This window comes from Pantoea sp. SOD02, assembly GCF_024707505.1.
GTDB classification, from domain to species: domain Bacteria; phylum Pseudomonadota; class Gammaproteobacteria; order Enterobacterales; family Enterobacteriaceae; genus Pantoea; species Pantoea symbiotica.
This window is the reverse complement of record NZ_CP102604.1, coordinates 3144128-3165708: the sequence shown is the minus strand read 5'-3', so window position 1 is coordinate 3165708 and position 21581 is coordinate 3144128. Positions and strand designations below refer to the sequence as shown.

Genomic DNA, 21581 nt, shown 5'->3' with positions numbered 1-21581 from the left:
GTCATGGTGGCTGAACTGACCGCGCTACGCGATCAAATCGATGAAGTAGATAAAGCACTACTTGGGTTACTGGCAAAACGACTGGAGCTGGTAGCCGAAGTAGGGGAAGTTAAAAGCCGCTACGGTTTGCCGATCTATGTTCCCGAGCGTGAGGCCAGCATGTTGGCTTCTCGCCGTCAGGAAGCTGAAGCGCTCGGTGTCTCGCCGGATTTGATTGAAGATGTATTGCGTCGCTTGATGCGTGAATCTTATGCGCATGAAAATGACAAAGGCTTCAAAACGCTGTGCCCGACGCTGCGCCCGGTGGTGATTGTGGGTGGCCGCGGCCAGATGGGGCGTCTGTTTGAAAAGATGCTGACACTTTCTGGCTATCAGGTCCGCATTCTGGATAAAGGCGATTGGGAACGTTCAGACGAGCTGCTGAAAGATGCGGGCATGGTGATCATCAGTGTGCCAATCCATCTCACAGAGCAAATTATCGGTGAGCTGCCGAAATTGCCAGAAGACTGCATTTTGGTCGATCTGGCCTCGGTGAAGAATCGCCCGCTGCAAGCGATGCTAGCCGCGCACACCGGACCGGTTCTGGGCTTGCATCCGATGTTTGGCCCAGACAGCGGCAGCCTGGCGAAGCAGGTTGTGGTGTGGTGCGATGGCCGTCAGCCGGAAGCTTATCAGTGGTTCCTTGAGCAGATTCAGGTTTGGGGCGCGCGCCTGCATCGTATCAGTGCCGTTGAGCACGACCAGAATATGGCGTTTATTCAGGCACTGCGTCACTTTGCGACTTTCGCTTATGGTCTGCATCTGGCGGAAGAGAACGTTAATCTGGATCAGCTGTTGGCGTTGTCTTCGCCAATCTACCGCCTTGAGCTGGCGATGGTTGGACGTCTGTTTGCGCAGGATCCACAGCTTTACGCGGACATTATTATGTCTTCAGAGAGTAATCTGGCGCTGATCAAACGTTATTACCAACGATTTGGTGATGCGATCAAACTGCTCGAGCAGGGCGATAAGCAAGCCTTCATCGATAGCTTCGAGCGGGTTGAACACTGGTTTGGTGATTACGCGAAACGCTTCCTGGTCGAAAGCAGAAGCATGCTGCGATCGGCGAACGACAGCCGGCAGTAAAAGCAAAAGGCATCCGCGAGGATGCCTTTTTGCTTAGAGGCGCGGCTCAACCGGCACCACATTCTCGCCTGGATAGCAGCCGAGAACTTTTAATGAACGGGTCAAGCCGCTTAACTCCGTTAACGCCAACTGCATATTCTCTGATTGCAGATTGCCTTGCACATCAATATAAAACATCTCTTCCCATGGATTGCCGTTGATTGGACGGTTTTCCAGTTTGCTCATGATCAGGCCGTGGTTACGCAATACCATCAGCGCTTCAACCAATGCGCCCGCTTGTTGGCCAGTCGCCATGATCAACGTAGTTTTTGCCGGAACCTGACCGGAAACCTCAATCGCTTTACGTGCCAGCACGATGAAGCGCGTATGGTTCTGCTGCTGATTGGCTAGGTTGCGCTCCAGTACCTGCAATCCATACAGCTCACCGCCCGCTTCACTACCCAATGCGGCAACCTTCGGGGAATTCATCGCGGCCACTTTCTCCATCGCTGCAGCGGTGCTTTCGGTGTATTCGATTTTCCATTGCGGGAAGCGATTGATGAATTGGCTGCACTGCTGGAATGGCTGTGGATGGCTGTACACCGTTTCGATCTGCTGTAGATCAGTGCTGCCGTTGACCAACACACAGTGCTCAATCGGAATGGTCAGTTCACCCACAATTGATAGCGTGGTTTGCTGAAGCAGATCGTAAACGTCGTTGATCGAGCCAGAGCTGGTGTTTTCAATCGGCATTACCGCGTAATCCGCCTGGCCACTCTCTACCTGATGAATAATGTCATGGAATTTCAGGCAGCCGATCTCCACCATCGAATCAAAATGTCGGGTGGCATATTTACGCGCCGCTAGATGTGAGTAAGAACCTTTCGGGCCAAGGAATGCAATGCGTGGTGCGTGATCATGCGGATGGTTGAGATTCTTTTGCAGCAGGGCTTGCTGAGTAAGAACCGAATCTTCAATCACCAGCTGGAACAGGCGGGTAATGTAATGCGCATCAAGCTGATGCTTTTTACCCAGAGAAATCAGGTTTTCCAGCAGTGCGCGTTCACGTTCTACATCTCGGATAGGGCGATGCGTTGCCAGTTTAGCTTGGGCAACTTCAACAGCCAGTGTGCGACGCTCCGACAAAAGCGCTAACAGTTTTTCATCAACGGCGCTGATTTTATCGCGTAAGGCCAGCAGCGGATTTTCGGGATTCATAGGGCTCACCTGTAAATGTCCAATAAAAAAGCCTCCCATTTGGGAGGCTTTGTTGTTCGTCTTCGCATTCATTTTCACATGACGAATCGCCTCCCAATCAGGGGAAGGTAAAAAAGAATGCGAAGAAGAACGGCAGATGTTTCATGGTTGTTTCCATAAATGAAGTGGCTTGAGAGTAACCGCAGTGATTTAAAGCTGTCAATAAAAAACGCGCCCGAAGGCGCGTTACTAAAGATGTTTGTTTATTCCGTAGGAAGAAAATCTTTCACACTACTATTGGCGCGACGTGCTTCGGGTTTATGTTGCGCTTTATTAAGTTGTCGCTCCAGCTTGGCAATCAAGTCATTGATGGCCGTGTACATATCATCATGTTTCGCACTGGCAACCAGCGTTCCGTTAGGGGTATTAATGGTGGCATCAGCCACAAACTCCTTCGGCTCTTTCGATAACACAATGTGAGGGTTTATCAGATGTGTTTGCCATTTTTCCAGCTTGGCGAGACGCTCTTCAACGTGGTTACGGATGGCCTCGGTGATTTCCATTTGTTTGCTGGTAATGTTCAGAATCATAGTTAAACCTCTCTGTCATTTCCGTCTGGGTAGGACCAGCATACCGCGGATATTAAGAAAATGTGTGATCTAAATCACATTGAAATGTCACTTTTTGTCAATGCCGCTTAATTGTGAGAAAGGCCGGGAAAGTAGCCGGAAATGCTTGAAGACGAGTGCGGAAGGGCGCATGATTGAATGGATAACCGCAGCGATAAATCTCTAAAATTGCTGAGTTATCTACTAAATGACATAAAAAAAGCAGCCTCATGGGCTGCTTTTTTGTGGGTGTCATAATCAGGACTGATTATTTGCCGCAATGATTTTTGCTACTTTGTCAGCTTCAGCCGTCAACTGCAGCTGGCGGTAAGCATTTTCCATCAACGGCAGCGCTTCATGCGTCGCCTCAGTATCCGGATAATCCTTCATCATGGTTTCCACGCGGTTAACAACAGCGACATAGGCACCGCGCTTGGTATAGAATTGCGCCACCGAGAGTTCATACTTCGCCAGGCGCTCTTTCAGGAATGCCAAACGTTTCTGCGCATCCGCAGCATATTGGCTGTTTGGATAACCGCGCAGTAATTGCGAGAAGTCACGGAAAGCATCACGAGCGTGCGTCGGATCACGATCGGAACGATCGATACCGAAGAAGCCCTGCAGTGCAGAATCATCCAGCGCCATATCCGTCAGACCTTTCATATAGATGACATAGTCGATATTCGGATGGGTTGGATTGAGACGCATAAAGCGAGATATAGCGGCTTGCGCCAGTGGCAGATCGGCATTTTTGTAATACGCGTAGATCAAATCCAGCTGTACTTGCTGCGAGTAAGGACCAAATGGATAGCGGTTATCCAGTGCTTCCAGTTGCTTAATCGCCGCTTTAAAGTTACCGTCCTGCAGCTTTTGCTGGGCCGTGGCGTAAATTTCAGACGGCGGGCTGTCCGGGACTGGATCTGATGAGCCAGAACAACCCACAAGCGCCAGGCTCAGGCTCAGTGTGGCAGCAGCCACCAGATGTTTCATACGCGTCATGACGAAATGATTATCCTCAAAGTGTTGTAGCAGAAGCTGTCCGTATAGCTCCCAGTTATGACCAGGTACGATAGCACATTATATTAAACGGCATCGCCGTGAAAACCCAACGTTAACGAAGAAGCTGTATATGGCACAACAAGTTCAACTCACCGCAACGGTGTCCGAAGCACAACTTGGACAACGCTTAGATCAGACTTTGGCAGAATTGTTCCCTGATTATTCACGTTCTCGCATAAAAGAATGGATTCTTGAGCGCCGAGTCAGCGTCAACGGCACTATCATCGATAAACCAAAAGAAAAAGTTTTTGGCGGTGAGCATGTCTCGATTGATGCTGAGATCGAAGAAGAGCAACGCTGGGAAGCGCAAAACATCCCACTGAACATCGTCTATGAAGATGACGACATTCTGGTTATCAACAAACCTCGCGGTTTGGTGGTGCATCCAGGCGCCGGTAATCCTGATGGCACGGTGCTTAACGCACTGCTTTATCACTATCCACCGATTGCTGACGTGCCTCGCGCAGGGATTGTTCATCGTCTGGATAAAGATACCACCGGCTTGATGGTGGTAGCGAAAACTGTTCCTGCACAAACTCACCTGGTTGAAACGCTGCAGCTGCGCGAAATCACGCGTGAATATGAAGCTGTAGCGATCGGCACCATGACCGCAGGCGGTACTGTGGATCAGCCAATGGCGCGCCACTCAACCAAACGCACACACATGGCGGTGCATCCGATGGGTAAACCGGCCACCACGCACTATCGCATCATGGAGCACTTCCGTGCCCATACGCGTTTGCGTTTACGGCTCGAAACCGGTCGTACGCATCAGATTCGTGTGCATATGGCGCATATCAACCATCCGCTGGTGGGCGATCCGCTGTACGGTGGTCGTCCACGTCCGCCAAAAGGTGCATCTGAAGCTTTCATCACTACGCTACGTGGTTTTGATCGCCAGGCGCTGCATGCCACGATGTTACGTCTCTATCACCCCATTACCGGTATTGAGATGGAATGGCACGCGCCGTTGCCGCAGGATATGGTCGATTTAATTGATGCGCTGAAAGCCGATACCCTTGAGTTCCGCGATCAGATGGATTGGCTATGAGTGAATGGATCATCCCGGATTGGCCTGCGCCGCAGCATGTTCGGGCATGTTCCACCACGCGATACGGCGGCGTCAGCGCTGCCCCCTGGGATTCATTGAATCTTGGTGGGCACGTTGGCGACGCTGAAGCGCATGTTGCTCAGAATCGTCAACATCTAGTTGAGCAACTGGCGCTACCTGCAATGCCGCAATGGCTGGATCAGATTCATGGCCAAGTGGTTGCGCGTTTACCCGCCAGCGATCCTCTACCGCGCGCAGATGCCGCCATCACCCGTGAAAGCGGGGTTGTTTGCGCAGTAATGACGGCGGATTGTTTGCCGGTGCTGTTTTGTAGCAAGGATGGTAGTGAAGTCGCTGCAGCGCACTCGGGTTGGCGTGGTCTCTGTAATGGCGTGCTGGAACAGACGTTGTCACAGTTTCACTGCTCGCCACATGACATTCATGCATGGCTTGGTCCGGCAATTGGGCCACAGGCATTTGAAGTTGGTCCGGAAGTCAGAACGGCGTTTATGGCGCATGATTCAAAAGCGGAAGAAGCTTTCCGCCCGGTAGGTAACAAATACTTCGCCGATATTTGGCTGCTGGCTCGTCAGCGGTTACAAGCGGCCGGCGTACATTCCATCAGTGGTTCTACGCGTTGTACCTTCCAGGAGCGCGATGATTTTTTCTCCTACCGACGCGACGGAATCACCGGGCGTATGGCAACTTTGATTTGGCTGAGATAACCTTACGCCACAAGACGGTCCAGTTAGCGTATTTTTTGCTCACAACTCAGGTCATTAACCTTGAAAAATTTGAGGGATGACCTCATTTAATCTCCAGTAGCATTTTGACCTGTAATGGGAGGAATTATGCGTCTGGATCGTCTTACTAATAAATTTCAACTGGCACTTGCCGATGCACAGTCCCTTGCTCTGGGACATGACAATCAATTCATTGAACCCCTTCATTTGATGAGCGCATTGCTCAATCAGGAAGGCGGATCGGTGCGTCCGTTGCTCAGCGCAGCGGGTGCCGACGTGGCTGGCCTGCGTACCAGCATTGAACAAGCGATTAATCGGCTACCGCAGGTTGAAGGGACCGATGGCGATGTACAGCCATCAGCCGATCTGATTCGGGTACTCAACTTGTGCGACAAGCTGGCGCAAAAGCGCGGCGACAACTTTATATCATCTGAATTATTTGTATTGGCGGCCCTCGATTCACGTGGTTCGCTGGCTGATCTTTTGAAATCAGCTGGCGCGACGTCGGAAAAACTCTCTAAGGCCATCGAGCAAATACGGGGAGGAGACAGCGTGAACGATCAAGGGGCTGAAGATCAGCGTCAGGCATTAAAAAAATACACCATCGACCTTACAGAGCGTGCCGAACTCGGAAAGCTGGATCCGGTGATTGGTCGTGATGAAGAAATCCGCCGCACCATTCAGGTGTTGCAGCGTCGTACCAAAAATAACCCAGTGCTGATTGGTGAACCTGGCGTCGGTAAAACGGCTATCGCCGAAGGTTTAGCGCAGCGCATCATCAATGGTGAAGTGCCGGAAGGGCTGAAAGGCCGTCGCGTGCTGGCGCTGGATATGGGTTCGCTGGTGGCGGGCGCCAAATATCGTGGTGAATTTGAAGAGCGCCTCAAAGGCGTGCTTAGCGACCTGGCGAAGCAGGAAGGCAACGTCATTCTGTTTATCGACGAACTGCATACCATGGTTGGCGCCGGTAAAGCCGATGGTGCAATGGATGCGGGCAACATGCTGAAACCAGCATTGGCGCGCGGTGAGTTGCACTGTGTCGGCGCAACCACGCTGAATGAGTATCGTCAGTTCATTGAGAAAGATGCGGCGCTGGAACGTCGTTTCCAGAAAGTCTTTGTTGCTGAGCCGAGTGTGGAAGATACCATCGCCATTCTGCGCGGACTGAAAGAACGCTATGAACTGCACCACCATGTGCAGATCACCGATCCGGCGATTGTGGCTGCGGCGACTTTATCGCACCGTTATATCTCTGATCGCCAACTGCCGGATAAGGCCATCGACCTGATAGACGAAGCAGCTTCAAGTATTCGTTTACAGATGGATTCGAAGCCAGAATCACTTGATCGCCTTGAGCGCCGTATCATCCAGTTAAAACTGGAGCAGCAGGCGCTGAAGAAAGAGTCTGATGATGCCAGCTTGAAGCGTCTGGAAATGCTGGAAAGCGAACTTGACCAGAAAGAGCGTGAATATGCTGAGCTGGAAGAAGAGTGGAAAGCAGAAAAAGCCTCTTTAACTGGCACGCAGAACATCAAAGCAGAGCTGGAACAAGCGCGCCTGACAATGGAGCAAGCACGTCGTGTTGGCGACCTGGGTCAGATGTCTGAACTGCAGTACGGAAAAATTCCGGAACTTGAGAAACAGTTAGCCATTGCTACGCAGTCTGAAGGCAAAACCATGAAGCTGTTACGTAATCGCGTAACGGATGTGGAGATTGCCGATGTGCTGGCGCGTTGGACCGGGATTCCTGTCGCACGCATGATGGAAGGTGAGCGTGATAAGTTGCTGCGTATGGAGCAAGAGCTGCACTCACGGGTTATCGGTCAGAACGAAGCGGTAGAAGCGGTTTCGAATGCGATTCGTCGTAGCCGCGCCGGCTTGTCGGATCCGAATCGTCCAATTGGTTCCTTCCTGTTCCTTGGACCAACGGGTGTCGGTAAAACCGAATTGTGTAAAGCGCTGGCTAACTTCCTGTTCGACAGCGATGACGCGATGGTGCGTATTGATATGTCCGAGTTTATGGAAAAACACTCGGTATCGCGGCTGGTGGGTGCGCCTCCGGGATATGTCGGCTATGAAGAGGGTGGATATCTGACTGAAGCGGTGCGTCGTCGTCCTTATTCGGTAATTTTGCTGGATGAGGTGGAGAAGGCGCATCCTGATGTCTTCAATATCCTGTTGCAGGTGCTGGATGATGGTCGCTTAACCGATGGACAGGGGCGTACAGTCGATTTCCGCAATACCGTGGTGATCATGACTTCCAACCTTGGCTCCGATCTTATTCAGGAACGTTTCGGTTCTCTGGATTATGCGGAAATGAAAGAGGTGGTGATGACGGTTGTGGGGCAGCATTTCCGCCCAGAGTTTATCAACCGTATCGATGACATGGTGGTGTTCCACCCATTGGGCGAAAAACACATTGCTTCCATTGCGCAGATTCAGTTGCAACGTTTGTATAAACGTCTTGAGGAGCGCGGCTATCAGCTGCATATCTCCGATGAGGCGCTCAAACTGCTCGGCGAGAATGGCTATGACCCGGTTTATGGTGCGCGTCCATTGAAACGTGCTATCCAGCAGCAGATTGAAAATCCGCTGGCACAGCAGATTCTTTCTGGTGCCTTGGTTCCGGGAAAAACCATCGAAATGGATGTAAAAGATGATGTGATTGTTGCTCATCAGTAATCACTTCCGATTAAAACGGGCCTGCGGGCCCGTTTTTTTTGGCCTTATCACAAGAATCAGCTGCTTTTTGCAACGTATTGCCTGGAAAGTGAGCGGTTGCGCGAAAACTTCAAATTAGCACTTGTCAGCCGAAAGGAACTCCCTATAATGCGCCACCACTGAGACGGCAAAGCGGCAACGCAGACGGCTCAGCAGGGAGTGAAGAAATTCATCCCGCCGGATGAAAACGCTGAAAAAAGTGTTTGACTCCGAAGGAGAGTAGCGTAGTATACGCCACCTCGCGACAGACGGTTCAGTCGCTGCTCGCAACGCTCTTTAACAATTTATCAGACAATCTGTGTGGGCACTCGCAGGATTGATATCAGCGTCTCCGGACGTAAAAAATATCAAAGCCTCACGAGTGAACACATAATGAAATTCATTATGACGTTTTACAGATGAGCATCGCTGAACGTGTTTCAGCAAATCAAACTTAAATTGAAGAGTTTGATCATGGCTCAGATTGAACGCTGGCGGCAGGCCTAACACATGCAAGTCGAACGGTAGCACAGAGAGCTTGCTCTCGGGTGACGAGTGGCGGACGGGTGAGTAATGTCTGGGAAACTGCCCGATGGAGGGGGATAACTACTGGAAACGGTAGCTAATACCGCATAACGTCGCAAGACCAAAGTGGGGGACCTTCGGGCCTCACACCATCGGATGTGCCCAGATGGGATTAGCTAGTAGGTGGGGTAATGGCTCACCTAGGCGACGATCCCTAGCTGGTCTGAGAGGATGACCAGCCACACTGGAACTGAGACACGGTCCAGACTCCTACGGGAGGCAGCAGTGGGGAATATTGCACAATGGGCGCAAGCCTGATGCAGCCATGCCGCGTGTATGAAGAAGGCCTTCGGGTTGTAAAGTACTTTCAGCGGGGAGGAAGGCGGTGGAGTTAATAACTTCACCGATTGACGTTACCCGCAGAAGAAGCACCGGCTAACTCCGTGCCAGCAGCCGCGGTAATACGGAGGGTGCAAGCGTTAATCGGAATTACTGGGCGTAAAGCGCACGCAGGCGGTCTGTCAAGTCGGATGTGAAATCCCCGGGCTTAACCTGGGAACTGCATTCGAAACTGGCAGGCTAGAGTCTTGTAGAGGGGGGTAGAATTCCAGGTGTAGCGGTGAAATGCGTAGAGATCTGGAGGAATACCGGTGGCGAAGGCGGCCCCCTGGACAAAGACTGACGCTCAGGTGCGAAAGCGTGGGGAGCAAACAGGATTAGATACCCTGGTAGTCCACGCCGTAAACGATGTCGACTTGGAGGTTGTTCCCTTGAGGAGTGGCTTCCGGAGCTAACGCGTTAAGTCGACCGCCTGGGGAGTACGGCCGCAAGGTTAAAACTCAAATGAATTGACGGGGGCCCGCACAAGCGGTGGAGCATGTGGTTTAATTCGATGCAACGCGAAGAACCTTACCTACTCTTGACATCCAGAGAACTTAGCAGAGATGCTTTGGTGCCTTCGGGAACTCTGAGACAGGTGCTGCATGGCTGTCGTCAGCTCGTGTTGTGAAATGTTGGGTTAAGTCCCGCAACGAGCGCAACCCTTATCCTTTGTTGCCAGCGGTTCGGCCGGGAACTCAAAGGAGACTGCCAGTGATAAACTGGAGGAAGGTGGGGATGACGTCAAGTCATCATGGCCCTTACGAGTAGGGCTACACACGTGCTACAATGGCGCATACAAAGAGAAGCGACCTCGCGAGAGCAAGCGGACCTCATAAAGTGCGTCGTAGTCCGGATCGGAGTCTGCAACTCGACTCCGTGAAGTCGGAATCGCTAGTAATCGTAGATCAGAATGCTACGGTGAATACGTTCCCGGGCCTTGTACACACCGCCCGTCACACCATGGGAGTGGGTTGCAAAAGAAGTAGGTAGCTTAACCTTCGGGAGGGCGCTTACCACTTTGTGATTCATGACTGGGGTGAAGTCGTAACAAGGTAACCGTAGGGGAACCTGCGGTTGGATCACCTCCTTACCTGAAGATACCTTCCCGCGCAGTGCTCACACAGATTGTCTGATGAAATTAAAGAAGAGCGTAAAACGCCTGCAGGCTTGTAGCTCAGGTGGTTAGAGCGCACCCCTGATAAGGGTGAGGTCGGTGGTTCAAGTCCACTCAGGCCTACCAAATTCTTCCAGTTTCCACGTTGTGCCGATAGCTCGCATACTTGAGTATGCTTCGTATCGACACGCCTCGAACCTGAAAGAATTCTCCTGGTAAGCACGCGTTTTGCAAAACTCTATGGGGCTATAGCTCAGCTGGGAGAGCGCCTGCCTTGCACGCAGGAGGTCAGCGGTTCGATCCCGCTTAGCTCCACCATCAACGACCCCACGTTGATAACTAACTTCAGAATGTATCCTCGGGTACATTGCGAAGTTATTGCTCTTTAACAATCCGGAACAAGCTGAAAATTGAAACGACGTGTTGGTTCATTTCTCCGTAATAAGAAATGAATAACAACATGTTCGAGTCTCTCAAATGCTTGCAGTCTGCAGCGTTGCAAAACGCCTGTGGGTTGTGAGGTTAAGCGACTAAGCGTACACGGTGGATGCCCTGGCAGTCAGAGGCGATGAAGGACGTGCTAATCTGCGTAAAGCGTCGGTAAGGTGATATGAACCGCTACAGCCGACGATGTCCGAATGGGGAAACCCGGTGCACTCAGTGCATCATCGCAACATGAATACATAGTGTTGCGAGGCGAACCTGGGGAACTGAAACATCTAAGTACCCAGAGGAAAAGAAATCAACCGAGATTCCCCCAGTAGCGGCGAGCGAACGGGGAACAGCCCAGAACCTGAATCAGTTTGTGCGTTAGTGGAAGCGTCTGGAAAGTCGCGCGATACCGGGTGATAGCCCCGTACACGAAAGTGCACATACTGTGAGTTCGAAGAGTAGGGCGGGACACGTGGTATCCTGTCTGAATATGGGGGGACCATCCTCCAAGGCTAAATACTCCTGACTGACCGATAGTGAACCAGTACCGTGAGGGAAAGGCGAAAAGAACCCCGGCGAGGGGAGTGAAACAGAACCTGAAACCGTGTACGTACAAGCAGTGGGAGCCTTGATTTATCAGGGTGACTGCGTACCTTTTGTATAATGGGTCAGCGACTTATATTCTGTAGCAAGGTTAACCGTATAGGGGAGCCGCAGGGAAACCGAGTCTTAACTGGGCGTTAAGTTGCAGGGTATAGACCCGAAACCCGGTGATCTAGCCATGGGCAGGTTGAAGGTTGGGTAACACTAACTGGAGGACCGAACCGACTAATGTTGAAAAATTAGCGGATGACTTGTGGCTGGGGGTGAAAGGCCAATCAAACCGGGAGATAGCTGGTTCTCCCCGAAAGCTATTTAGGTAGCGCCTCGTGAACTCATCTTCGGGGGTAGAGCACTGTTTCGGCTAGGGGGCCATCCCGGCTTACCAACCCGATGCAAACTGCGAATACCGAAGAATGTTATCACGGGAGACACACGGCGGGTGCTAACGTCCGTCGTGAAGAGGGAAACAACCCAGACCGCCAGCTAAGGTCCCAAAGTCATGGTTAAGTGGGAAACGATGTGGGAAGGCACAGACAGCCAGGATGTTGGCTTAGAAGCAGCCATCATTTAAAGAAAGCGTAATAGCTCACTGGTCGAGTCGGCCTGCGCGGAAGATGTAACGGGGCTAAACCATGCACCGAAGCTGCGGCAGCGACACTATGTGTTGTTGGGTAGGGGAGCGTTCTGTAAGCCGTTGAAGGTGTCCTGTGAGGGGTGCTGGAGGTATCAGAAGTGCGAATGCTGACATAAGTAACGATAAAGCGGGTGAAAAGCCCGCTCGCCGGAAGACCAAGGGTTCCTGTTCAACGTTAATCGGAGCAGGGTGAGTCGACCCCTAAGGCGAGGCTGAAAAGCGTAGTCGATGGGAAGCAGGTTAATATTCCTGCACTTGGTGTTACTGCGAAGGGGGGACGGAGAAGGCTAGGTTATCCGGGCGACGGTTGTCCCGGTTTAAGCGTGTAGGCTGACATCTTTGGTAAATCCGGGGTGTCTTAAGGCTGAGGCGTGATGACGAGCCACTACGGTGGTGAAGTAACTGATGCCCTGCTTCCAGGAAAAGCCTCTAAGCTCCAGGTAACACGAAATCGTACCCCAAACCGACACAGGTGGTCAGGTAGAGAATACCAAGGCGCTTGAGAGAACTCGGGTGAAGGAACTAGGCAAAATGGTGCCGTAACTTCGGGAGAAGGCACGCTGGCGCGTAGGTAGAGGGACTTGCTCCCCGAGCCGAAGCCAGTCGAAGATACCAGCTGGCTGCAACTGTTTATTAAAAACACAGCACTGTGCAAACACGAAAGTGGACGTATACGGTGTGACGCCTGCCCGGTGCCGGAAGGTTAATTGATGGGGTTATCCGCAAGGAGAAGCTCTTGATCGAAGCCCCGGTAAACGGCGGCCGTAACTATAACGGTCCTAAGGTAGCGAAATTCCTTGTCGGGTAAGTTCCGACCTGCACGAATGGCGTAATGATGGCCAGGCTGTCTCCACCCGAGACTCAGTGAAATTGAAATCGCTGTGAAGATGCAGTGTACCCGCGGCAAGACGGAAAGACCCCGTGAACCTTTACTATAGCTTGACACTGAACATTGAGCCTTGATGTGTAGGATAGGTGGGAGGCTTTGAAGCGTGGACGCCAGTCTGCGTGGAGCCAACCTTGAAATACCACCCTTTAATGTTTGATGTTCTAACGTAGGCCCGTGATCCGGGCTGCGGACAGTGTCTGGTGGGTAGTTTGACTGGGGCGGTCTCCTCCCAAAGAGTAACGGAGGAGCACGAAGGTTGGCTAATCCTGGTCGGACATCAGGAGGTTAGTGCAATGGCATAAGCCAGCTTGACTGCGAGAGTGACGGCTCGAGCAGGTGCGAAAGCAGGTCATAGTGATCCGGTGGTTCTGAATGGAAGGGCCATCGCTCAACGGATAAAAGGTACTCCGGGGATAACAGGCTGATACCGCCCAAGAGTTCATATCGACGGCGGTGTTTGGCACCTCGATGTCGGCTCATCACATCCTGGGGCTGAAGTAGGTCCCAAGGGTACGGCTGTTCGCCGTTTAAAGTGGTACGCGAGCTGGGTTTAGAACGTCGTGAGACAGTTCGGTCCCTATCTGCCGTGGGCGCTGGAGAATTGAGGGGGGTTGCTCCTAGTACGAGAGGACCGGAGTGAACGCACCACTGGTGTTCGGGTTGTCATGCCAATGGCATTGCCCGGTAGCTAAGTGCGGAAAAGATAAGTGCTGAAAGCATCTAAGCACGAAACTTGCCCCGAGATGAGTTCTCCCTGACTCCTTGAGAGTCCTGAAGGGACGTTGAAGACTACGACGTTGATAGGCCGGATGTGTAAGCGCAGCGATGCGTTGAGCTAACCGGTACTAATGACCCGTGAGGCTTAACCTTACAACGCCAGAGGCGTTTTGGTCTGAGAGACCGGATATTTTCAGCTTGTTTTACGGATTAAAGATTTAGCGGAAGCGAATGTTATTCGTTTTTGCAGCAGAATTTGCCTGGCGGCTTTAGCGCGGTGGTCCCACCTGACCCCATGCCGAACTCAGAAGTGAAACGCCGTAGCGCCGATGGTAGTGTGGGGTCTCCCCATGCGAGAGTAGGGAACTGCCAGGCATCAAATAAGTGAAGAAGCCCCGAACGAGAGTTCGGGGCTTTTTTACGTTTGTACATAGCTTATAAAATCCAGTAGTTAACTGAATTTGCATGAAAATCAGCAAAAAGTTGCACTAAAAACTCCCTGGTAGTCACATTTTGTAATCCAGGAATAGAGACAATTCCCGCAACCAGTTAATAGATGCTTTACTGAATCCTTTGGCGTTAATTCTTCGCAAGGAAAAGAGGTAAGCATGACTGACTCACAACAACAAAAAGTGGCACTATCTGAAACGGCAGCCGACAGTAAAAAGCGCATCTGGGCGATTGTTGGTGCTTCTTCCGGCAATTTAGTCGAATGGTTTGATTTCTACGTCTACTCCTTCTTCTCACTCTATTTTGCCCACGTCTTCTTCCCAAGCGGTGATACCACCACCCAATTGCTGCAAACTGCCGGCGTCTTCGCTGCTGGTTTTCTAATGCGTCCGATCGGTGGATGGCTATTTGGCTACATCGCTGATCGTCATGGCCGCAAAGCATCAATGCTGATCTCAGTGTGCATGATGTGTCTGGGATCATTAGTGATCGCTTGCCTACCGGGCTACGGCGAAATAGGCCTGGCCGCACCCGTGATTTTATTGCTGGCGCGTATGTTTCAGGGATTATCGGTTGGTGGGGAATACGGTACCAGCGCCACTTATATGAGCGAAGTAGCATTGGAAGGACGAAAAGGATTTTATGCCTCATTCCAGTATGTGACGCTCATTGGCGGCCAACTATTGGCGGTGCTGACCGTCGTCGTCTTGCAGCAGATTCTTAGCGATGAAGAACTCCGCAGTTGGGGCTGGCGTATCCCATTTTTCCTCGGGGCGGCGCTGGCTGTCGTGGCTTTGTGGTTGCGTCGTTCACTCAACGAAACCTCAGAGAAAAAACATCGCGAACATCGTGATGCCGGCAGTATTACGGGATTACTGCGCAATCACACCCGTGCGTTTCTAATGGTGCTGGGCTTTACCGCAGGCGGTTCGCTGAGCTTCTATACCTTCACGACCTACATGCAAAAATATCTGGTGAACACCGCCGGGATGGATGCGCGCAGTGCCAGTGGATTAATGACCGGTTGCTTATTGGTGTTTATGTTGATTCAGCCAATTGTTGGCGCACTGTCAGATAAAATCGGTCGTCGAGCCTCAATGATGATTTTCGGTGCCGGTGCAGCAATCTGCACGGTTCCGATTCTGATCCTGCTGCAAAATGTGCAGAGCAGTTGGCTGGCATTCGCTTTGATCATGTTGGCGCTGATCATCACCAGTTTCTACACCGCGATCAGTGGAATCCTGAAAGCCGAGATGTTCCCGCCAGAAGTCCGGGCGTTGGGCGTTGGGCTTTCCTATGCGGTGGCGAATGCTATTTTTGGTGGTTCGGCAGAATACGTAGCCTTGCTGCTGAAAAGGGAAGGTATTGAAACCAGCTTCTTCTGGTATGTTTCGGCAATGGGCGCTTTAGCATTCCTGGTATCGCTGATGCTGCATCGTAAAGGAAAGGGGATTGCGCTGTAGCTACTGACTGAGATTCCACAGCGCGATACCGCTGGCGGCACCGGCGACATCCCAGCTAAGATCTTTCCAACTCCAGCCGCTCCCTGCCGAGCGGCTGTCATATAATTCTTTCCCCACACCAAAACTTAACGAAAACAGAAAGCCGAAACGCAAATTCTGCCCGTGGCTGTGATTCTGATGCTGGGAAATTTCGCTACCAGCGGCAGCCAGAACAGCGGAAGAGAAGTAGTGTTGTGCTTTATCTTTGCCAGTCCAGTTATCCTGGGCGACATGCGCACATCCACTACACAGCAAAACCACGTAGAGGATGAGCGCACGCATCGGCTAAAGCAGACGGCTAATCAAACGATCGATGCGGATACGGCGCAGGCGACGAATCAGCTTGCGCACCTTCGCTGGATAATCCGAGATACTTTCCAGCTCGCGAAAATGCTGCACCACGGAAGTATGCTCACGAATCAGCGCCAGCTCTTTTTCACGCTGTTCGGCCAATTGATTCAGCGGATCGTGAATCAGGACCGCATTCTCCAGATCCAGTCGCCACGCGCGCGGATTGAGATTATTACCGGTGATCATCATCCATTCGTCATCTACCCAAATGCCTTTCAGGTGATAACTGTTCTCGCCATCTTTCCACAAGCGTACCGTCAGCTGACCGTTATTGACGTAATACTGCAAACGGCTAAGGAAGCGACGCAGGTTGATCTCATAAAGATAAGGCAGCGCGCCGATAATCTTAAACGGCTGTTCTGGCGGGATGTAGAAGTCATTAGCGGTTTTGTCGCCAATGATGATCTCAACCTCTTTGCCCTGACGCAGTAAATGAATCAGGTTACGCACCAGAATAGCTGGCAGGTTGAAATAGGGCGTGCACAACGTCAGCTTGCGCTCGGCGCAAGGCATCAAATGGAAAATGGTTTTATTCAGTAGACTGCGTTTGCCCAGGCCAACCAGTGGCGTGACGGCAAGTGATTCATTATCTGCATTGCCGGTAAACTGATAGTTAAAGCTGCGCAGTTCCTGACGGAATTGACGCGTTTCGTTCTTAATTTCCGGGCTGGAAGGGCGCTCAGTTTTATCGAGGCGGTTAACCGCATCGGATTCTTTGAGATTTTCGCAGATCCACGCATACATGGTATCGGTAAGCTGTGGATTGCGGATCAGCTGATAGCGGTCATAACGGTATTTATCATGCTGATGTAGATAGACATCGTTCAGGCTCGCGCCGCTGTAGAGCAGCGTATCATCAATGATAAACCCTTTTAGATGCAGCACGCCGAGCGCTTCACGGGTGTTAACTGGAATGCCGTAAACCGGAATAGCGATATCCGGATGCTGATCCGCCATTTCGCAATACCAGTCAGCATTGGTCACACCGCGGGCGGCGCCAATGCGACCACGCTGCGCACGATGCCAGTCAACAAGAATGCAGACATCCAGCTCCGGACGTGCCTGACGCGCTGCGTACAGCGCCTGCATTATTCCCCGCCCGCCGTCATCATTTTCAAGATACAGCGCGGTGATACAGATGCGCTTTTCTGCTGCGGCAATTTTCGTCAGCAAGGTTTCGCGAAACTCGGCAGGCGAGTAAAGCGTCGTCAGATCCGACACGGATTGTGACAGTTTAGGCAGCTGTGCGAGGTGTTGTTGGTGTTTATTACGTTTAAATTTAGACAACATCACAGTGCACTTCTTCTCTGTTCATTGCATGGCCTTTTGCCATCAAATCATGATCCTAACGGTAAATAATACCATCAACCGGCCTGTAGAGGAGGACTTTTACCTTTCTGTACAGGTTAGCTGATGACATCACCAAGCGGCAAATTCAGGCTGACAATGCCATCATCCAGTTGAATATTCACGCGAAAATTGAGTTTTCGCGCCAGCGTAATCATGCCGCTATTGTTTGGCATGGTGATACCGTTCAATTGTTGCAGGCCATGATCGCGCGTATAGCGAATCATCTTCTCCAGCAAGCGTCTGCCCATGCCCAAGCCTTTCAGGTCAGATCGCACCAGCACCGAGAATTCAGCATCGATATTATCGGCATCGGAGATCGCGCGCGTTACGCCAATGATCTCATCGACGCCATTGTGCTGGCGCACCGCGACAATCGCCATTTCACGGTCATAATCGATTTGCGTCATGTTCGCCAAATCTTCATGGGTAAACTCATTGATTTCACTGAAGTAACGATAGTAGAGATCTTCTTTAGTTACCTGAGCGATAAAGGCGCGCAGCTGCGGTTCGTCTTCCGGCAGGATGGGGCGGAACAGGCAATATTGCCCATCTTTCAGTTGAACCTGCTCTTCAAGATGGTGCGGATAAGGACGTATCGCCAGGCGCGCTTCGTTGTCACCGTTGAAAGGCGCCAGCTGCAGCGTGACATCCAGCAGCGTGAATTCATCGGCCGATGCCAGCAGCGGATGAATATCCAGTCGCTGAATTTCCGGACAATCGACTATCAGGTTGGAAACCTGCACTAACAGCTGGCTCAGCCCGGTAATATCCAGCGGTCGCATCGCGCTACGGCTGCGAACTTTGCCGCTTTTCATTGCCTGAATCACCAGATAGCGCGCCAGCGTCATATTCAGCGGTGGCAAAGCCACGGCAGCTTGCTTGTCTGGCTGCCACTCCACGCCGCCTTCACCCAGCAGGATAATGGGACCAAACAGCGGATCCTGCTCGACCACCACGCGTAACTCCTGTGCCCCGGCGCGGTTCGCCATACACTGCACCAGCAGGCCATCAATATTCGCCTGTGGATGGGTTTCGCGCACACGATCGAAAATGGCTTCAGCCGCTTGTTCCACTTCTGCGGCGCTACGCAGATACAGCATTACGCCTTGTACCTCGGACTTATGCGGAATATCCGGTGAACGTAGCTTGAGCGCTACCGGATAACCAATCTGATCGGCAATGCTGGCAGCAGCGATGCTGTCGCTGGCAATCCAGGTGGGCAGTGTCGCCAGGCCGTAAGCCTGCAACACCGGCTGCACTTCATGGGTATCCAGCGTGGTGATGCCTTTATCCAGCGCCTCTTGAATCAGCTGATGTGCCTGCGCGCTGTTCTGCGTCAAACCGATCGGCAGCGCGGGCGTCTCGCGCAGTTGCTTCTGGTTGCGGCGATATTCCACCTGATGCATGAACGCGATGACGGTGCCTTCCGGCGTGCGCCAGGTGGGAATGCCGGCCTGAGTAAAAGCACGCCGCGCACTCTGCGAGGAGTATTCGCCGCACCAGTTAGTCAGCAGCGTGACCTGCTTGCCGCGCGGATGTTTGGCAACCGCAGCGATAATCTGCTCGGCGGTTTCGCTGGAGGGCGAAACGGCGCTTGGCGCATGAATGATCATCAGTGCATCGAGTTCATGGCTATCCAGCAGCCGTTCAATACAGGCGACATAGCGCGCAGGTGTCGCGTCATCTTTCAAATCGAGCGGATTACCGCGCCCAACACCTTCCGGCAGCAGTGCGGCCAGCGCTTGCAACGTTTCATCACTCAGTGTCGCCAGCTTACCGTTGCGTGCATACAGTTCATCCAATGCCAGCGCCGCCGGTGCCGCGCCGTTGCTGATGATCATCAGGCGATCGCCGCGCAGTGGACGCATATGGCTCAGCGACTCAACCGCCGTGAACAGCTCGTGCGTATCCTGCACGCGCAGCAAACCGGCGCGCTGAATCGCCGCATCCCAGGCGGCATCCAGCCCGCTATGGGTGCCAAGCATCGCCTGCGCCTGATGGCTGCGACCACTTTTTATCACCAAAATCGGTTTGTTGCGTGAGGCGCTGCGCGAAGCGGAAACAAAGCGGCGCGCATCGCTGAGGTGTTCGAGGTAGAGCAGAATAGCGCTGGTTTTGCCGTCACGCGCGAGAAAATCCAGTAGATCATCAACGTCGATATCCAGGCTATCGCCTAACGCGATAAACCAGGAGAAACCGAGATTACGCTGCTGCGCCCAATCGAGGATGGTGTTAGAGACCGCTGCGGATTGCGAAATAAAAGCAATGCGACCTTTAGCAATCGGCACCGGCGAGAAGCTGGCATTCAACCCTTGCCACGGCGCCAGCAAACCTAAGCTGTTGGGCCCGAGCAGGCGAATTTGCCACTGACTAGCGCAGGCTTTCAGCTCTTCCAACTGGCTGGACGGGGCCGAGAGAATAATGCAGGCCTTACAGCCTTTTTCACCCAGTTGCTGCAGCAGGTCGAGATTACGTTTGGCGTGGGTACAGATGATGGCGAGATCGGGTGCGAAGGGCAGGCTGGCGATATCGGGCCAGGCCAGCACGCCGCTCACTGCCTTATACTTCGGCGTCACCGGCAAAACCGGACCACTAAATCCACCGGCCAGTAGGTTACGCATCATAAAGTAGCCGGCGCGGCCCGGTGTGATTGATGCACCGATTACCGCGATTGATTTAGGTCGTAACAGCGCTTCCAGTCCGCGTTGGCTCATCATCCGCTCCTGCTATCAAGATTGGCATGATTGTAAACGCTTTTTACCGCGCTTGCCGATTCGCCGATCGCAGGCTGAGAGCCAGCTTCAGATTCCGCTACTTAATGCTTCTTCCAGAGCATGAATCGGATGATGTGGTTTTCCCGCCAGATAAGCATGACGGAAGCGTGCGAAATAGTGCTGTAACTCGGCGGCGGCGGCGAGGTCGCCCGCCTGTTCCAGCAGCGCGGCAGCCACTTCGGCGGTGCAGTGCTGGCCTTCGCCGTGGGCTTCGCGCAGCGTGTAGCGCGAAGGCGCAGAAACGTTCAGCGACATCACCGGCAACGCATCCAGCCACGGGCTTTTGCGGAACATCTTGCGCGCTTCAGTCCAGGTGCCGTCGAGCATAATAAACAGCGGCGGCTTACCGGTGAGCGGCGGGCTGGTGAGCACTTCACGATCGGCATCGGCGTAAGACGCAGGGAAAACCACCAGCGGCTGATAAAGCTCATTCTTCACCGCAGCCAGCAGCGCGGGATCTGGCTCGGTGCGTGACCAGCCAAATGCCTCGGTGTCCGGCAGAACATCAGCGATTAATCTTCCGGTATTACTCGGCTTCATCGGCTCGGTATCGAACATCACCAGGCAAAAGCGACTGTGCGCTTGCTGTGGTTGGATGGTGGCGCACAGACAGTTTTTCTGCGGCAGCAGGCAGCGCTGGCAACGTATGACACGATTACCACGCGCAAGAAACGGGCGCGTGGCGCGCGCTAAACGTTGCGCACGTAAGCGCAGAACGGCATTTTCTAACATAGGTTCGCAGGCAGGATAAAAAACGCCAGTGTAATGGAATTAGCCGGGAAAGGTAATAAGGAAGGCCAGCACGCGGCTGGCCATCAGCGATTTACAACGATTCGTCGAGCCACTCGTTGAAGGGCGCTTTCGGCATTGCGCCATTCAGCATGTCGACCATCTCGCCGTTCTTGAACAGCATAATCGTAGGGATGCTGCGAATGCGAAAACGCGAGCTCAACGCAGGTTCGGCTTCGGTATTCACTTTCACGAAGCGTACCTTGCCGCGGCGCTCGTCTGCGACATCTTTAAACACCGGTGCGAAGTTAACGCATGGACCGCACCACGGTGCCCAGAAGTCGATCACCACCGGCAGATCGTCTTGCAGATATTTATCCAGCGTGGCGGCCGTCGCGTTGGCGATTTCACCGTTGAACAGCTCACCGCCGCAACGACCGCATTTTGCTCCATCGGCAATGCGCGACTCGGGCACGCGGTTGGTTGCCTGACAGGAGGCACAAACTGTATTCATATTTACCTCAACCCGGACCTGTAAATCTGATGATTGCCGGACATTATGAAAAGGTTGAGTGCTATGCTCAATCTGGATTGCCCAATAGGTTCAATAGTTGATAGCTAAGCACCGACACATCAGGTAATCTTCGCGCTCTCAATGCTGGAGGAAC

At 52.6% G+C, this 21581-nt stretch carries 14 protein-coding genes, 2 tRNA genes, 3 rRNA genes and 1 other annotated feature; of the genes, 10 read left to right on the top strand and 9 right to left on the bottom strand.

Features of this window, described 5'->3' with window-relative positions; translation table 11 throughout:
* The first annotated feature begins 3 nt into the window (after positions 1-3).
* A complete protein-coding gene (gene tyrA, locus NR302_RS14710) occupies positions 4-1125 on the top strand; it encodes a bifunctional chorismate mutase/prephenate dehydrogenase (RefSeq protein ID WP_061719956.1) in 1122 nt (373 codons plus the stop codon).
* Positions 1126-1158: 33 nt separating this feature from the next.
* Here tyrA and pheA read toward each other — a convergent pair whose 3' ends face one another.
* The 4 genes from pheA to bamD form a co-directional block, all read right to left on the bottom strand.
* The gene (gene pheA, locus NR302_RS14705) at positions 1159-2322 is read right to left on the bottom strand and encodes a bifunctional chorismate mutase/prephenate dehydratase (RefSeq protein WP_258143801.1); all 1164 of its coding nucleotides are present in this window, start codon (positions 2320-2322) and stop codon (positions 1159-1161) included.
* 21 nt (positions 2323-2343) lie between these two features.
* Positions 2344-2468 (bottom strand) — a sequence feature (Phe leader region).
* Positions 2420-2467: a pheA operon leader peptide PheL gene (gene pheL, locus NR302_RS14700; RefSeq protein ID WP_100703679.1), complete on the bottom strand. Its 48-nt coding sequence runs from the start codon at positions 2465-2467 to the stop codon at positions 2420-2422. It overlaps the preceding feature by 48 nt.
* A gap of 96 nt (positions 2469-2564) precedes the next feature.
* Positions 2565-2891, bottom strand: coding sequence for a ribosome-associated translation inhibitor RaiA (gene raiA, locus NR302_RS14695; protein ID WP_008109009.1), 327 nt, complete (start codon positions 2889-2891; stop codon positions 2565-2567).
* 276 nt (positions 2892-3167) lie between these two features.
* Entirely contained in the window at positions 3168-3908 is a 741-nt protein-coding gene (gene bamD / locus NR302_RS14690; protein ID WP_008109011.1) for an outer membrane protein assembly factor BamD, read from the bottom strand.
* A gap of 130 nt (positions 3909-4038) precedes the next feature.
* Here bamD and rluD point away from each other — a divergent pair, with 130 nt between their 5' ends.
* From rluD to NR302_RS14645, 9 genes are all read left to right on the top strand, one after another.
* Positions 4039-5019: a 23S rRNA pseudouridine(1911/1915/1917) synthase RluD gene (rluD, locus tag NR302_RS14685; protein ID WP_008109013.1), complete on the top strand. Its 981-nt coding sequence runs from the start codon at positions 4039-4041 to the stop codon at positions 5017-5019.
* On the top strand, positions 5016-5744 hold the full coding sequence (gene yfiH, locus NR302_RS14680; RefSeq protein WP_258143800.1) for a purine nucleoside phosphorylase YfiH: 729 nt from the start codon (positions 5016-5018) through the stop codon (positions 5742-5744). Before rluD ends, yfiH begins: the two co-directional genes overlap by 4 nt.
* A 126-nt stretch (positions 5745-5870) precedes the next feature.
* A complete protein-coding gene (gene clpB, locus NR302_RS14675) occupies positions 5871-8444 on the top strand; it encodes an ATP-dependent chaperone ClpB (protein ID WP_258143799.1) in 2574 nt (857 codons plus the stop codon).
* A 474-nt stretch (positions 8445-8918) separates the two neighbouring features.
* A 16S ribosomal RNA gene (locus tag NR302_RS14670) occupies positions 8919-10458 on the top strand.
* 73 nt (positions 10459-10531) lie between these two features.
* Positions 10532-10608 (top strand) — tRNA-Ile (locus tag NR302_RS14665).
* A 116-nt stretch (positions 10609-10724) separates the two neighbouring features.
* Positions 10725-10800: transfer RNA gene (locus NR302_RS14660), tRNA-Ala, on the top strand.
* 202 nt (positions 10801-11002) lie between these two features.
* A 23S ribosomal RNA gene (locus NR302_RS14655) occupies positions 11003-13910 on the top strand.
* Between the two features lie 106 nt (positions 13911-14016).
* Positions 14017-14132 (top strand): 5S ribosomal RNA (rrf, locus tag NR302_RS14650).
* The 16S, 23S and 5S rRNA genes sit together here with 2 tRNA genes alongside, the layout of an rRNA operon.
* Before the next feature lie 233 nt (positions 14133-14365).
* Positions 14366-15670 carry an MFS family transporter gene (locus NR302_RS14645; protein WP_008101659.1) on the top strand — a complete coding sequence of 435 codons (1305 nt, stop codon included), beginning with the start codon at positions 14366-14368 and terminating at the stop codon, positions 15668-15670.
* On the opposite strand, the gene NR302_RS14640 is transcribed toward NR302_RS14645, so the two are convergent.
* The 5 genes from NR302_RS14640 to trxC form a co-directional block, all read right to left on the bottom strand.
* Positions 15671-15991 (bottom strand): YfiM family lipoprotein, encoded by a 321-nt coding sequence (locus tag NR302_RS14640; protein WP_154155557.1) that lies wholly within the window; start codon positions 15989-15991, stop codon positions 15671-15673. It lies immediately after the preceding gene.
* A gap of 3 nt (positions 15992-15994) precedes the next feature.
* On the bottom strand, positions 15995-17350 hold the full coding sequence (pssA, locus tag NR302_RS14635; protein WP_154190564.1) for a CDP-diacylglycerol--serine O-phosphatidyltransferase: 1356 nt from the start codon (positions 17348-17350) through the stop codon (positions 15995-15997).
* Positions 17351-17466: 116 nt separating this feature from the next.
* Positions 17467-20124, bottom strand: coding sequence for a bifunctional acetate--CoA ligase family protein/GNAT family N-acetyltransferase (locus NR302_RS14625; RefSeq protein WP_258145202.1), 2658 nt, complete (start codon positions 20122-20124; stop codon positions 17467-17469).
* An 87-nt stretch (positions 20125-20211) separates the two neighbouring features.
* A complete protein-coding gene (locus NR302_RS14620) occupies positions 20212-20916 on the bottom strand; it encodes a tRNA-uridine aminocarboxypropyltransferase (protein WP_258143798.1) in 705 nt (234 codons plus the stop codon).
* A 91-nt stretch (positions 20917-21007) separates the two neighbouring features.
* Positions 21008-21427 carry a thioredoxin TrxC gene (gene trxC, locus NR302_RS14615; RefSeq protein WP_008101648.1) on the bottom strand — a complete coding sequence of 140 codons (420 nt, stop codon included), beginning with the start codon at positions 21425-21427 and terminating at the stop codon, positions 21008-21010.
* Positions 21428-21581: the final 154 nt, after the last annotated feature.